The organism is Glacieibacterium frigidum, assembly GCF_007097155.1.
GTDB lineage: Bacteria > Pseudomonadota > Alphaproteobacteria > Sphingomonadales > Sphingomonadaceae > Glacieibacterium > Glacieibacterium frigidum.
This window is the reverse complement of record NZ_VJWA01000002.1, coordinates 733,919-747,453: the sequence shown is the minus strand read 5'-3', so window position 1 is coordinate 747,453 and position 13,535 is coordinate 733,919. Positions and strand designations below refer to the sequence as shown.

Genomic DNA, 13,535 nt, shown 5'->3' with positions numbered 1-13,535 from the left:
CGCTAGACTTTGCTGCATGAGCGAAGCAGCCCCTGATCGTGCTGACGTCCGGTATCTGGGGAGGCTGCTGGGGGATGTCATTCGCGCGCATGAGGGCGATGCGGTTTTCGATGCGATCGAGGGTGTGCGCCGGGCGTCGGTCGCGGTCCATCGCGGGGACGCCGAACGTGGCGCGCTGAGCGAACGGCTCGCGGCGCTCGATCTCGGCGACACCCTGTGCTTCGTGCGTGGCTTTCTGCTGTTCTCGCTGCTCGCCAATCTCGCCGAGGACCGGAGTGCGCCGCCTGAAATGCGGCGCGAGGCGACACTGGCGGGCGCGGTCGATGTACTGGGGCGCGAGGGCGTCGACCGGGCGGCGGTGCGTACGCTGCTCGACCATGCGCTGATCGCGCCGGTGCTGACCGCACATCCGACCGAGGTGCGGCGCAAGTCGATGATCGACCGCGAGGCGGCGATCGGCGAGCTGCTGTCGGCGTGCGCCAGCGGCAGCTGCGACCCCTATACCGAGGCCGAGCTGGTCCGCCATATCACCCTGTTGTGGCAGACGCGCGCGCTGCGCAGCGTGCGGCCGGTCGTGGCGGACGAGATCGGCAACGCCTTCGCGGTGCTCGGCGCGAACGTGCTGCCGGTGCTGCCGGTGCTCCACGCGCGCTGGGAGAAGCTGCTTGGCGGCGCGCTGCCGCCCTTCCTGCGCCCCGGCAACTGGATCGGCGGCGACCGCGACGGCAATCCGAACGTCGACGCGGTGACCCTCGACGCGGCGCTCGCGGCGGGTGCGGCGGTGGCGCTCGGCCATTATCTGGGCGAACTCAACCAGCTCGGCTCCGAACTGTCGATCTCGGCGTCGCTGGCCGAGGTGACGGCCGACCTGGCGGCGCTCGCCGATGCGTCGGGCGACGATGTCCCGAGCCGCGCCGACGAGCCCTACCGACGCGCGCTGACCGGCGTCTACGCGCGCACCGCGGCGACGTACGCGCTAATCGCGCGCCACGCGCCGCCACTGCCCGGGCGGGTCGCCGCCGCGCCGTACCCCAACGCCGACGCGATGCTCGCCGATCTCGCGGTGGTCACGGCTTCGCTGGAAGCGGGCGGGGCGGGCGTCGTCGCCGCCGGACGGCTGGCGCGGCTGACCACGGCGGTGCGGCTGTTCGGCTTCCACTTCGCGACGCTCGACCTGCGCCAGAACGCCGACGTCCACGGCCGCGTCGTCGCCGAACTGCTGCGGACGGCCGGCGTCTGCCCCGATTACGAGGCGCTCGACGAGGACGCGCGCATCGAATTGCTCGGCGCCGAACTCGCCCAGCCGCGCATGCTGACGCTACCGTTCACTGCGTATAGCGAGGAGACCGCGAAGGAACTCGGCATCGTCCGCGCCGCGGCCGCGGCACACGCGCGCTTCGGCCCCGACTGCATCCGCGCCTATATCGTATCCAAGGCGAGCGGCGTCGCCAACCTGCTCGAAGTCTATATCCTGCTGAAGGAAGTCGGCGTCTATCGCCCCGGCGATCCGCCCGACTGCCCGATCATGGCGGTGCCGCTGTTCGAGACGATCGAGGACCTCGAGGCCGGCCCCGCCGTCATGCGCCGCTTCCTCGACCGCCCCAAGGCCGCTGCACTCGCACGTGCGCGCGGGTTCCAGGAGGTGATGGTCGGCTACTCGGACTCGAACAAGGACGGGGGGTACCTGACCTCGAACTGGTCGCTCCACACCGGCGCAACGGCGATCCGCGACGTCTTCCATGAAGCCGGCATCGCGATGCAGCTGTTCCATGGCCGCGGCGGCGCGGTCGGGCGCGGCGGCGGTCCGGCGTTCGACGCGATCCGCGCCCAGCCGCCGGGCACCGTGCAGGGCCGCATCCGCATCACCGAACAGGGCGAGGTCATCGCGTCGAAATACGGCACCCCCGCCGCGGCCGAGACCAGCCTCGAGACGATGACCGCGGCGACCCTGCTCGCCAGCCTCGGCCCGCCCGCGGTGCCGCCCGCCGACGCCGCGCGCTTCGCCGAAGCGATGGCGACGATCAGCGGCCAGGCGTACCGCGACTATCGCGCGCTGGTCTATGGCACCGACGGCTTCAACAAGTTCTTCCGCGCCGCGACGCCGATCACCGAGATCGCCGAGTTGAAGATCGGGTCGCGCCCCGCGTCGCGCACCAAGTCCGACGCGATCGAGGACCTGCGCGCCATCCCCTGGGTGTTCAGCTGGGCGCAGGCGCGGATCATGCTGCCGGGCTGGTACGGCGCGGGCGCAGCGCTGGGCGACTTCGCCGATCGCGGCCTGCTGCGCGAGATGGTTGCGGGCTGGCCGTTCCTCGCGGCGACGCTGTCGAACCTCGAGATGGTGCTCGCGAAGTCCAACATGGCGGTGGCGGGCCTGTACGCGGGCCTCGTCGAGGATGCCGACCTGCGCACCCGCATCTTCGGGCGGATCGAGAGCGGCTGGGAGCGGACGCGCGACGTGCTGCTCGACCTGACCGGCCAGGCCGACCTGCTCGACCGCACGCCCGCGCTGCAGCGCGCGGTGCGGATGCGCCTGCCCTATATCGATCCGCTGAACGAGCTGCAGGTCGAACTCATCCGCCGCCGCCGCGCCGGCGACACCGACCCGCGCATCGCCGACGGCATCCACCTCAGCATCAACGGCATCGCTGCCGGCTTGCGGAACAGCGGCTAGCCCTCGATCCGCTCGTTCGGATAGGTGCCCCACAGCTGGGCGCGGAGGATGTATCCCCCCTTGCCGCCGCGCGCGACGCGGCACCATTCGCCCTCGCACAGGGTCAGACCGACGAGCGCGCCGGCCTCGATGCGATAGACGGGCGGCGAGGCGAGGTCGGGGCGCGAATACAGCGTGCGGACGCCGCGCGTCACCAGCGCCAGCCGGTCGGGCTGCAGCAGGCTCTTGTTGATCCAGCCGACCTGGCCGCTCTCGTCACGGACCTGGCGCCAGATGCAATATTCCTTGAGCACCTCCAGCGGCAGGCCGCGCCGGACATAGACCCACAGGACCGGATACTGGTCGCCCGGTCCGGCGCGCACGAAGGCCTTGCCGGGCTTGAGCGAAACGAAGCGCGGCGTCGCCAAGCCCGACAGCGCGTCCTTGCACGCCTGCGCCGGGTCGGCGGGCGCGGCGACGGCGGGCGTCGCGATCAGGAGGGCGAGAAACAGCAGGCGCATCACCGCGGCCATAGAGCAAGATGTGCGCGCTTTGAAGGCGTCGCTTGCGCGCGCCCGCGCGCCCGGCTAGCGCGGATGATATGCCGAGCCGCCCCGTCGTCCGCGTCACGCGCCGCCTGCCGCCCGCGGTCGAGGCGCGCATGGCCGAATTGTTCGACGTGACGCTGAATGCCGACGACGTGCCGCTCGACGCCGCCGCGCTGTGCGCCGGGGTCGCCGCCGCGACGGTACTGGTGCCGACGGTGACCGACGAGATTGATGCTGCGGTCATCGCCGCCGCCGGTCCCCAGCTGCGCCTGATCGCCAATTTCGGCGCAGGCGTCGATCATATCGACCTGCCCGCGGCGCGCGCGCGCGGCATCGTCGTGACCAATACTCCCGGCGTGCTGACCGACGACACCGCCGAGATGGTGTTCGCGCTGATCCTCGCCGTGTCGCGGCGGACGGGGGAGGGCGAGAAGCTGCTGCGCGCCGGCGGCTGGACGGGCTGGGCGCCGACCGGGATGCTGGGCCACCGCGTGCGCGGCAAGGCGCTCGGCATCGTCGGCATGGGGCGCATCGGCCAGGCCGTTGCGGTGCGCGCGCGCGCCTTCGGCATGGCGGTGCACTACCACAATCGCCACCGCCTGCCGCTCGGTGTCGAGCAGGAGCTGGGGGCGACCTGGGCACCCGACCTGCACGCCATGCTCGGCGCGGTCGACATAGTCAGCCTGAACTGTCCGCACACGCCCGCGACGCATCACCTGATCGACGCCGCCGCGCTGTCGCGGATGAAGCCCGATGCGTACCTGATCAACTGCGCGCGCGGCGACATCGTCGACGAGGCGGCGCTGGCTGCGGCGCTTGCGAGCGGCAAGCTCGCGGGTGCGGGCCTCGACGTCTATGCCGAGGAGCCGCGCATCACGCCCGCACTGCTTAATCTGCCCGGGGTCGTGCTGCTGCCGCACATGGGCTCGGCGACCTTCGAGGGGCGACAGGCGATGGGCGACAAGGTGATCGCCAATATCCGTGCCTGGTCGGACGGCCACCGCCCGCCCGATCAGGTTCTCGAAGGCTGGGTCTAGGAACCGCGCTGCTGCCACGCCGTTTTCCATGCACAGCATGGAGACCGAAATGACAGCCATCCCCAAAGTCCTGATCGTCGCAGCCCTCGCCGCCTCGACCCTCACCGCCTGCTCGACCAATCGCTACGGGGAGCGCAACCTCAATTCGACCGGTCGCGGCGCGGCGATCGGTGCAGTCGGCGGAGCCGTGGTCGGCGCGCTGACCGGCGACGTCGTGGCAGGTGCAGCTATCGGCGCGGCCGGCGGTGCCGTGGTCGGCGCAGTGGCCGACGACGACAACCGCTACGAGGATCGCAACGGCCGCCGCTACTATTACGACCGCCGCGACCGCGACCGCCGCTATTACTACAACGAGCGCCGCGAGCGCATGTACGACCCGCGCTAAGGGCGATCGACCGGGGCCTCAGGCCCCGGTCATGATCCGGTCGACGAGCTGACCAACCGTCGGCACGAAGCCGTTCGAGTAGAACGGGTCCTGCGCGAAGCGGAAGGCCGAATGGCCACCGAACATCAGGTTTTCCTCGGTGTCGCCACCGTGGGCGATGTCCTGCAAAGTCTTCTGAATGCAGAAGCTGCGCGGGTCGGCGAGACGCCCGGTCGAATTGGTGTCGGTATCGGCCCAGGCGCTGAAGCCGCAATGGCTGAGGCAGCCCATGCAATCTGCCTGGTCCTTGCGGATCACGTCGCGCTCGGCCGTACCGACGAACACCAGCGTATTGTCGGGCGTCTTGAGCGCATCGACATAGCCATGGCCGTACCACTCGCGCGCGTGGAGCAGGTCGTCGCGCGTTACCCAATATTTCTTCCGCCCGACGCCGACGTCGAGGAGGAACTGATGGTCGCCCGTCGCGGTCGCGCTGAACGCGATCTGACGCTCGGACCGCGCCTCGAGCATGCGCAGGAACGGGTTGCGCACCGCGCTCGAGTAGAAGCCCGTCGGCGAGAATTTGTGGAGCGAGATGTCGCCGGGCTTCAGCGTCATCAGCCGCGCCTTCCACCCGTCGGGGATCGGGCTTTCCTGTGTCAGCAGCGGGCGTGTGCCGAACTGGAAGACGACCTTGCCCAGCTCGGGATTGTCGATCCAGTCGGTCCACTCGTCGAGCCGCCAGACGCCGCCGGCCATGATGACGGGGATCTCGTCCGAAATGCCGCAATCGCGCATCGTCGCGCGCAGATCGCGAACGCGGGGGTAAGGATCCTGCGGCGCGCGCGGGTCCTCGGCATTCGACAGGCCGTTATGGCCGCCCGCGAGCCACGGATCCTCATAGACCACCGCGCCGAGCCACTCGGCGGCCTTCGAATAGGCGCGCTTCCACAGCGCGCGGAAGGCGCGGGCGCTGCTGATGATCGGGTAATAATGCACCCCGTGGTGCGCGGCGATCTCGCTCAGCTTGTAGGGCATGCCCGCGCCGCATGTGACGCCGTTGACCATGCCCTTGGTTCGTTCGAGCACGCCTTCGAGGACACGCTGAGCGCCCCCCATCTCCCAAAGGACGTTGATGTTGAGCGCGCCGATGCCGCGGTTCAGTTCCGAAGCCGCCATCTCATAGGCGCGCTGGACCTGCTGGACCGCACCGTCGATCGCGTACTGGACGAGCTCCTCGTGCCGCTCGCGCCGCGTCAGCGCCTGATACACCTGCGGGATGATGCGGCCGGTGGCGTCATAGCTGTCGGCGTTGACCGCGCTGATCGTGCCGACGCCGCCACTGCGCGCCCAGGCTCCCGACGACAGATGGTTCGTCGCAGCGACACCCTTGCCGCCCTCGACGAGGGGCAGGACCTGGCGGCCCCCCATCAGTACCGACGATAATCCGTGCATGACCTGGCCGCTTGGCATCCGTGATCCTGGATCGAGTGAGCGCGTTGCCATGCCGACTATACGGTTGGGACGCAACAAAAGCGCCAATAAAAGCTGGCGTGTCCCTGTGGCGGAGGCGCGCGGTCGGTGACTGACGCCCTCGATTGCACGCCTGAGCGCCACTCGAATTGCTCGACAGTCGGGTCGCCGCGTCGTAGCTTCGGCGCTGCAACCGACGGGGTGGGGATGATGGACAAGGGCCGCGTACTGGTCACCGGTGCCTCCGGATATATCGCCGGCTTCATCATCCAGGACCTGCTTGCCGAGGGCTGGACGGTGCGCGGCACGATCCGCAACCTCGCCAAGGCAGACGCGGTGCGCGCCGCGCTGGGCGTGAGCGCCGACCAGCTCGAGCTCGCCGCCGCCGACCTGATGTCGGACGCCGGCTGGGATGCAGCCGTCGCGAGCTGCCGCTTCATCCAGCACATCGCCTCGCCGCTGCCGGTCGGCGTGCCGAAGGACGAGAACGAACTCATCGTCCCGGCCCGCGACGGCGCCCTGCGCGTGCTGCGCGCGGCGAAGGCGGCGGGCGTCGAGCGCGTCGTGATGACCTCGTCGACCGCGGCGATCTGCTACGGCATGACGCGGGCCAGCCAGATTTTCACCGAAGCCGACTGGAGCGACCTGACCAGCGCCGACACCTATGCCTATGTGAAGTCCAAGACGATCGCCGAGCGTGCCGCGCGCGACTTCATGGGCCGCGAGGGCGCGGGCATGGAGTTCGTGACGATCAACCCCGGCATGGTGCTCGGCCCGGTGATGGGCGGCGACTTTTCGGGCAGCCTCGTCGTGCTGACCAAGCTGCTCGACGGCGCGCTGCCCGGCACCCCGCGCTTCGGCTTCCCGATCGTCGACGTCCGCGACATCGCCGCGGCGCACCTGACCGCGATGACGACACCCGGCCTCGACGGCGAGCGCTTCCTGTGCGCCGGCAAGTTCCTGTGGATGCGCGACATCGCCGACATCCTGAAGAGCCGCCTCGGCGACAAGGCCAAGCGCGTACCGTCGCGCAACATTCCCGACTGGCTGGTCCGCCTGCTCAGCCGCTTCGACGCCGAGGTACGGATGGTGCTCCCCGAGCTCGGCCGCGAGCGCATCTGCGACGCCAGCCATGCGCGCGAACGCCTCGGCTGGGTGCCGCGGCCGCCCGAGGAGAGCATTACCGACGCGGCGCGCAGCCTCGTCGCGCACGGGCTGGTCAAGGCCTGACGCGCGTGTAGAACGCCCCGGTCCAACGGGGAGCACGACATGCAGGCGATCGGCGTCATCGGCGCGGGGTTGATGGGCAACGGCATCGCGCACGTCGCGGCGCTGGCTGGCTATGACGTGGTGCTGTCCGACGTCGAGCAGGCGCGCGCCGATGCCGCGCTCAAGACGATCGACAAGAATCTCGGGCGCGGCGTCAGCAAGGGCGTGGTGACCGCCGAGGCCGCCGCCGCCGCGCTCGCCCGCATCGCCGCGACGACCGACACCGCGCGCTTCTCGGGCTGCGATCTGGTCATCGAGGCGGCGACCGAGAGCGAGGGCATCAAGGCCAAGATCTTCGCCGACGTCTGCCCGAAGCTGTCGCCGCAGGCGTTGCTCGCGACCAACACCTCGTCGATCTCGATCACCCGGCTGGCGGCCGCCACCGACCGCCCCGACCGCTTTACCGGCCTGCACTTCTTCAATCCCGTGCCGCTGATGGCGCTCGTCGAGATCATCCCCGGCCTTGCCACGTCCGACGCGACCAAGGCGGCGATGCACGCGTTCGCTACGCGCCTCGGCAAGACCGCCGTCGAGGCCGCCGACGCCCCCGCCTTCATCGTCAACCGCATCCTGTGCCCGATGCTCAACGAGGCGATCTTCGCACTCGGCGACGGCGTCGGGTCGGTGGCGGACATCGACGCGGGGCTGAAGCTCGGCGCGAACCACCCGATGGGCCCGCTGACCCTCGCCGATTTCGTCGGCCTCGACACCTTGCTGTCGATCATGCGCGTCATGCAGGACGCCACCGGCGACCCGAAGTACCGCCCCGCGCCTCTCCTCGTGAAGTATGTCGAGGCAGGTTGGTTCGGCAAGAAGTCGGGCCGTGGCTTCTACGATTACAGCGGCGCGGAGCCGGTCCCGACGCGCTAGACGCAGCGTCAACCGCAAGCGTCTTTTGCATCGGCGCACGGCGCGGCTATAGCCCTCGCCGATGCCGCACGCCCTCGCCCATATCGACACCTGGATCTTCGATCTCGACAACACGCTGTACCCGGCGTCGTGCCACCTATTCGCGCAGATCGACGACCGCATGGGCCGCTTCATCATGGAGCTGCTGGGGGTCGACGCCGCCGAGGCGCGGCGCGTCCAGAAAGGCTTCTTCCACGCCCATGGCATGACGCTGCGCGGGCTGATGACCGACCACGGGGTCGACCCGCACGACTTCCTGGCGAAGGTACACGACATCGACCTGTCGGTGGTCGAGCACGACGCCGCGCTGGTGAGCGCCCTCGGCGCGCTGCCGGGGCGCAAGATCATCTTCACCAACGCCGACCTGCACTACGCGACGCGCGTGCTGGCGCGGCTGGGGCTGGAGGACGCCTTCGAGGCGGTCCACGACGTCCATGCGATGGACTATCAGCCCAAGCCCGCCGCCGCAGCTTACGCGCGGCTCTGCGAGCAGCACGGCATCGACCCCACACGCGCCATCTTCTTCGAGGACATGGCGCGCAACCTCGCGCCGGCGAAGGCGATCGGCATGACGACGGTGTGGATCGACAACGGCAGCGAGCAGGGCCCGGCCGTCGCGGGCGACTTCATCGACTATCGCATCACCGACCTCGGCGCCTGGCTGGGCGAGGTCGTCGCGGAACTGGAGACGGCATGACCCTGCAAGCGACGATCGAAGCCGGCTGGGAGGCGCGCGCCGACGTGTCCCCCGCGACCACCGGACCTTTGCGCGACGCGGTCGAGACGGCGCTGGCCGGCCTCGACGACGGCACCCTGCGCGTCGCCGAGCCGCGGGACGGCGGGTGGCACGTCAACCAGTGGCTCAAGCAGGCGGTGCTGCTGTCGTTCCGGCTGAACGACATGGCGCTGATCGACGGCGGCCCCGGCGGCGCGCAGTGGTGGGACAAGGTGCCGTCGAAGTTCGAGGGCTGGGGGGAGGACCGCTTCCGCGCCGCGGGTTTCCGCGCCGTGCCGGGGTCGATCGTGCGGCGTGGCGCGTACGTCGCGCCGGGCGTCGTGCTGATGCCCAGCTTCGTCAACATCGGCGCGCATGTCGGCGCGAATTCGATGGTCGACGGCTGGGCGACGGTCGGCAGCTGCGCGCAGATCGGCGCCAACGTCCATTTGTCGGGCGGCGTCGGCATCGGCGGCGTCCTCGAACCGCTGCAGGCCGGGCCGACGATCATCGAGGACGACTGCTTCATCGGCGCGCGCTCCGAAGTCGTCGAGGGCGTCGTCGTGGAACGCGGCTGCGTCCTGTCGATGGGCGTGTTCATCTCCTCGACCTCGAAGATCGTCGACCGCACGACGGGCGAAGTCTTCGTCGGCCGCGTCCCCGCCTATTCGGTCGTCGTCCCCGGCTTCCTGCCCGGCAAGCCGCTGCCCGACGGCTCCCCCGGCCCAGGGCTAAGTTGCGCGGTAATCGTCAAGCGGGTGGATGCCCAGACGCGCGCGAAGACCGCGATAAACGACCTGCTGCGGGACTAGGGGCGACCACACTAAAGCGACGTCCAAGCATGCTGGCGGCGGGGGCGCGTTTTGCCCGCGAAGATGAACAAGTAAGCGAATTTGACGGTCGCGCGGCATTTTGCTGGGGGCAGCCGTCTTCGCGATGCGTGCCTCTTTGTGACCGGCGCTGAGAAAGAACAGGCGCAAGACCGCCGAGATTAAATGTACCAAATAGGCACGTGAATGTCAAGCCGATAGTGGACAGGGCTCGCCGAGCGGCCGGATTTCAACGTCGTTGCCATTCTGCCAAGGCTCCCGCACCTTCGGGCCATGCAGATAAGCCGAACCGACCTGGCCGACTTCAGCTACTTCATTGCCATCGCCAGGCATCGCAACTTCAGGCGCGCGGGACTGGCGCTGGGCGTCAGCGCTTCTGCGCTCAGCCATTCGCTCAAAGGTCTGGAGGGGCGGTTGGGTGTCCGGCTCCTGAACCGTACCAGCCGGAGCGTCACCCTCACGGCCGCTGGGGAGGAACTGCTAGACGGGATCGGCGCCCCATTTGAAGCGATCGGCGCGGCCGTCGAGAGATTGAACCGCTACCGCGCCGAGCCGATGGGCAGGATCCGCCTCAACGTGCTCGAGCATGCCAGCTCATTGATCCTCGCTCCGGTCATGCCGGTCTTCATCGAGCGCTATCCCGACATCCGGATCGACGTGACGGTCACCAATCACCTCGTCGACGTGACGGCACAGGGGGCCGATGCCGGTATTCGCTATGGCGGGACTGTCCCCGAGGACATGATCGCACAGTCGCTTTCCGCCCCGATCCGCTGGGTCGTTGTCGGGTCGCCGGCCTATCTCGCGCGCTTCGGCATCCCCGATCATCCGCACGCGCTGGCCGATCATCGTTGTCTCGGGATCAGGCTCGGCGACGACAGCATCTATAGCTGGGAATTCGAGAAAGCTGGCGAGGTGCTGACCGTCGATGTCCCCGGCCCCGTCATCCTCGACGACACGCATTTCGCGCTCGACCTCGCCACTGGCGGGGCCGGGCTGGCCTATCTGCCGGAACCCTGCGTCGCGCCGCTGGTCGCCCGCGACGCATTGCGCGTCGTGCTGGCGGACTGGGCGCCGATGGGGCCCGGCTTTCACATCTATTATTCGGGTCGCCGGCAATTGCCCACCGGCCTGCGCCTGCTGATCGACCTGATTCGCGAGCTGAGACCACTCTGAATTCCGATAGCATCGATGAGCCAGGCTCATCGCTTCATGGAGCAGGCCGTGGCTACTGCGGCTGCCATCTCGCGCCATATAGCTCGTGCGCCACACGGCGCCGTCCCTGGAGATATCGCGATGAACCCGATGACCGCACTGTCGGTGCCTCTTCTGCTCATGACGGGAACGACCGCTGTCGGTGCCCAGGTGGCGCGTCCGCAGAACAGTGAATCGCGAGAGAGAGCCGGCCCCATGAAGATCACGCGCAAATCCGACATGAAGACGATCGACGGACCCGCGGCTTGGTTCACCGGCAAAGTGACGATCACCGGCCAGTTCCAGCGCGACGAGCCTTCGCGGGTCGGCGGTGCGATCGTCCGCTTCGAACCCGGCGCGCGCACGGCCTGGCACACGCACCCGCTGGGGCAGACGTTGATCGTTACCGAGGGCGTCGGCTGGACACAGGTCGAGGGCGGCGAGGTCATCGAATTCCATGCGGGCGATCAGCTGTGGTGCCCGGCGGATCGAAAGCATTGGCATGGAGCCACGCCGACGACGGCGATGACCCACATCGCCATCCAGGAATCGCTCAATGGGTCCCCCGTGACGTGGCTGCAGCACGTCAGCGACGCGGAGTATCGCGGCCCATCGGCGAAAGACTGATCCCTACATCCCAAATTTGCGAGGTATTTCAATGTTAGACGTTCAACGGTTCACCGGCAAGATCGCCTTCGTGACGGGCGCAGCCAGCGGCATCGGCCGCGCCACAGCGATTGCCTTCGCGGCGGAGGGCGCACGCGTCGCAATTCTCGACCGTACCGAGGAAGCGCTTGGCGAAACCGCCGCCGCCATCACCCGCGCGGGCGGCGAGGCCTTGGTCATCGCGTGCGACGTATCGCAGCCCGAGCAGGTCGCCGCCGCGGTCGCCCGCGTCGTGGCAACGTTCGGTCGACTCGATATCGCGTTCAACAACGCTGGCGTCGAAAACAAGGCGGCGCCCGTCGCGGAGATCGAACTGGAAGAATGGGACCGCATCATCGACATTAATCTGCGCGGCACCTTCGTCTGCATGAAGCACGAACTGGCTCAGATGGTGCGTCAGGGCGGCGGCGTGATCGTCAACACGTCGTCGGGCGCGGGCATCAGGGGCGTCGCCGGCGGCGCGTCTTATGCCGCATCCAAGCACGCCATCATCGGCCTGACCAAGTCGGCGGCGCTCGATTACGCGAAGCAGAACATCCGCGTGAACGCGGTCCTGCCCGGCAATATCGAGACGCCCATGATGGACCGCTTTACCGGCGGCGACATCCAGAAGGCGATCGATCTCGAACCGGTCGGTCGGTTGGAAAAGCCCGAAGAAATTGCCGACGCCGTGCTTTGGATGAGCGCCGATCTGGGCGCGTTCGTGACCGGGGCTGCCATCTCGGTCGATGGCGGCTGGTCGCTCTAGCCGGCCCGCTGACACTTCCATGGATCGTTGCGTCCGCCCGCCACCCGGCGCAATCTCGCCCGCGTGACCCCCGAAACCCTGACTACAACCCTCTCCACTCTCGCTCCCCGCCTCGACCCGCAGGCGCGCGGCGTGCAGAACGTGCGGCGCCTGAGCGGCGGGGCGACGCAGGAGATTTGGCGGTTCGACCTCGATACAGGCACGCCGCTGATCCTGCGGCGGGCGCCGGGGGGGCTGCGGATCGCCGAGACGGTGGGGCTAGAGGTCGAAGCTCGGCTGCTCGCGGCGGCAGGCGCCGGGGGCGTGCCGGTGCCGGGGGTGCGGCTGGTGCTGGGGGAGGGCGACGGGCTGGGGCAGGGGTTCGTCATGGACTTCGTCGAGGGCGAGACGCTAGGGGGGCGGATCGTGCGGGCGCCGCCGGCGGGGCTGGCGCGGCAGTGCGGGGCGATCCTGGCGCGCATTCATGCGCTCGATCCGGGCGACTTTCCGACGCTGGCGCGGCGGTCGACCGTCGAGCTCGTCGATCAGTGGCGTGCAGTGTACCGCGCCGCCGCCTGGCCGCGGCCGGTGTTCGAGGTCGCGCTGCGCTGGCTCGACTCGCATCGCCCGCCGCCGCCGGCGCGGCCGGCGCTGGTGCACGGCGACTTTCGCAACGGTAACCTGATGATCGGGGCGGAGGGGGTGCGCGCGGTGCTCGACTGGGAGCTCGCGCATGTCGGCGACCCGCTCGAGGATCTCGGCTGGCTGTGCGTCAACTCGTGGCGCTTCGGGCGCAGCGACCTGCCCGTCGGGGGGTTCGGCACGGTCGACGATCTGGTCGCGGGCTATGGCGGCGCGGTCGACCGCGCGGCGCTGCACTGGTGGGAGGTTTTCGGGACGTTGCGCTGGGGGTGCATGTGCGCCGGCATGGCAGCGGCCTTCCGCGGGCCCGACCCGAGCGTCGAGCGCGCGATGATCGCGCGGCGGACGTCGGAGACCGAGATCGACCTGCTGCGGCTGCTGGGGGTGTGATGCTTCGTTCGTTGTCATTCCGGCGAATGCCGGAACCCATCGTGCTGGCGGCGGAAGTTCCGCTTGGATGCGCAGTGGGTTCCGGCGTTCGCCGGAATGACAAGGTAGAGCAAGGGTA

General features: G+C 69.1%; 13 protein-coding genes. 11 read left to right on the top strand and 2 right to left on the bottom strand.

The window, feature by feature from the left end; translation table 11 throughout:
* The first annotated feature begins 16 nt into the window (after positions 1-16).
* Complete coding sequence (gene ppc, locus FMM06_RS13120) at positions 17-2,674, top strand: phosphoenolpyruvate carboxylase (RefSeq protein WP_144237834.1); 2,658 nt, start codon at positions 17-19, stop codon at positions 2,672-2,674.
* On the opposite strand, the gene FMM06_RS13115 is transcribed toward ppc, so the two are convergent.
* Entirely contained in the window at positions 2,671-3,174 is a 504-nt protein-coding gene (locus FMM06_RS13115; RefSeq protein ID WP_185965175.1) for an SH3 domain-containing protein, read from the bottom strand. The two genes, ppc and FMM06_RS13115, sit on opposite strands and share 4 nt — an antisense overlap.
* A gap of 80 nt (positions 3,175-3,254) precedes the next feature.
* On the opposite strand from FMM06_RS13115, the gene FMM06_RS13110 reads away from it, so the two are divergent.
* Positions 3,255-4,238, top strand: a complete 984-nt coding sequence (locus FMM06_RS13110; RefSeq protein WP_144237832.1) for a 2-hydroxyacid dehydrogenase — start codon at positions 3,255-3,257, stop codon at positions 4,236-4,238.
* Between the two features lie 49 nt (positions 4,239-4,287).
* Positions 4,288-4,623 carry a YMGG-like glycine zipper-containing protein gene (locus FMM06_RS13105; RefSeq protein WP_144237831.1) on the top strand — a complete coding sequence of 112 codons (336 nt, stop codon included), beginning with the start codon at positions 4,288-4,290 and terminating at the stop codon, positions 4,621-4,623.
* An 18-nt stretch (positions 4,624-4,641) separates the two neighbouring features.
* Here FMM06_RS13105 and FMM06_RS13100 read toward each other — a convergent pair whose 3' ends face one another.
* Positions 4,642-6,057, bottom strand: coding sequence for an NAD(P)H-dependent flavin oxidoreductase (locus FMM06_RS13100; protein ID WP_407925199.1), 1,416 nt, complete (start codon positions 6,055-6,057; stop codon positions 4,642-4,644).
* Between the two features lie 126 nt (positions 6,058-6,183).
* On the opposite strand from FMM06_RS13100, the gene FMM06_RS13095 reads away from it, so the two are divergent.
* The 8 genes from FMM06_RS13095 to FMM06_RS13060 all read left to right on the top strand — a co-directional run bounded on the left by FMM06_RS13095 (position 6,184) and on the right by FMM06_RS13060 (position 13,417).
* Positions 6,184-7,305 carry an SDR family oxidoreductase gene (locus FMM06_RS13095; RefSeq protein WP_235889307.1) on the top strand — a complete coding sequence of 374 codons (1,122 nt, stop codon included), beginning with the start codon at positions 6,184-6,186 and terminating at the stop codon, positions 7,303-7,305.
* A gap of 39 nt (positions 7,306-7,344) precedes the next feature.
* On the top strand, positions 7,345-8,214 hold the full coding sequence (locus FMM06_RS13090) for a 3-hydroxybutyryl-CoA dehydrogenase (protein WP_144237828.1): 870 nt from the start codon (positions 7,345-7,347) through the stop codon (positions 8,212-8,214).
* A gap of 61 nt (positions 8,215-8,275) precedes the next feature.
* Positions 8,276-8,950: a pyrimidine 5'-nucleotidase gene (locus FMM06_RS13085; RefSeq protein WP_144237827.1), complete on the top strand. Its 675-nt coding sequence runs from the start codon at positions 8,276-8,278 to the stop codon at positions 8,948-8,950.
* On the top strand, positions 8,947-9,780 hold the full coding sequence (gene dapD / locus FMM06_RS13080; protein ID WP_144237826.1) for a 2,3,4,5-tetrahydropyridine-2,6-dicarboxylate N-succinyltransferase: 834 nt from the start codon (positions 8,947-8,949) through the stop codon (positions 9,778-9,780). Before FMM06_RS13085 ends, dapD begins: the two co-directional genes overlap by 4 nt.
* 291 nt (positions 9,781-10,071) lie before the next feature.
* Complete coding sequence (locus tag FMM06_RS13075; RefSeq protein ID WP_144237825.1) at positions 10,072-10,974, top strand: LysR family transcriptional regulator; 903 nt, start codon at positions 10,072-10,074, stop codon at positions 10,972-10,974.
* A gap of 120 nt (positions 10,975-11,094) precedes the next feature.
* Positions 11,095-11,619 carry a (R)-mandelonitrile lyase gene (locus tag FMM06_RS13070; protein ID WP_235889306.1) on the top strand — a complete coding sequence of 175 codons (525 nt, stop codon included), beginning with the start codon at positions 11,095-11,097 and terminating at the stop codon, positions 11,617-11,619.
* Positions 11,620-11,650: 31 nt separating this feature from the next.
* The gene (locus FMM06_RS13065; RefSeq protein ID WP_144335472.1) at positions 11,651-12,406 is read left to right on the top strand and encodes an SDR family NAD(P)-dependent oxidoreductase; all 756 of its coding nucleotides are present in this window, start codon (positions 11,651-11,653) and stop codon (positions 12,404-12,406) included.
* Between the two features lie 63 nt (positions 12,407-12,469).
* The gene (locus FMM06_RS13060; protein ID WP_207790288.1) at positions 12,470-13,417 is read left to right on the top strand and encodes a phosphotransferase family protein; all 948 of its coding nucleotides are present in this window, start codon (positions 12,470-12,472) and stop codon (positions 13,415-13,417) included.
* Positions 13,418-13,535 lie beyond the last annotated feature (118 nt).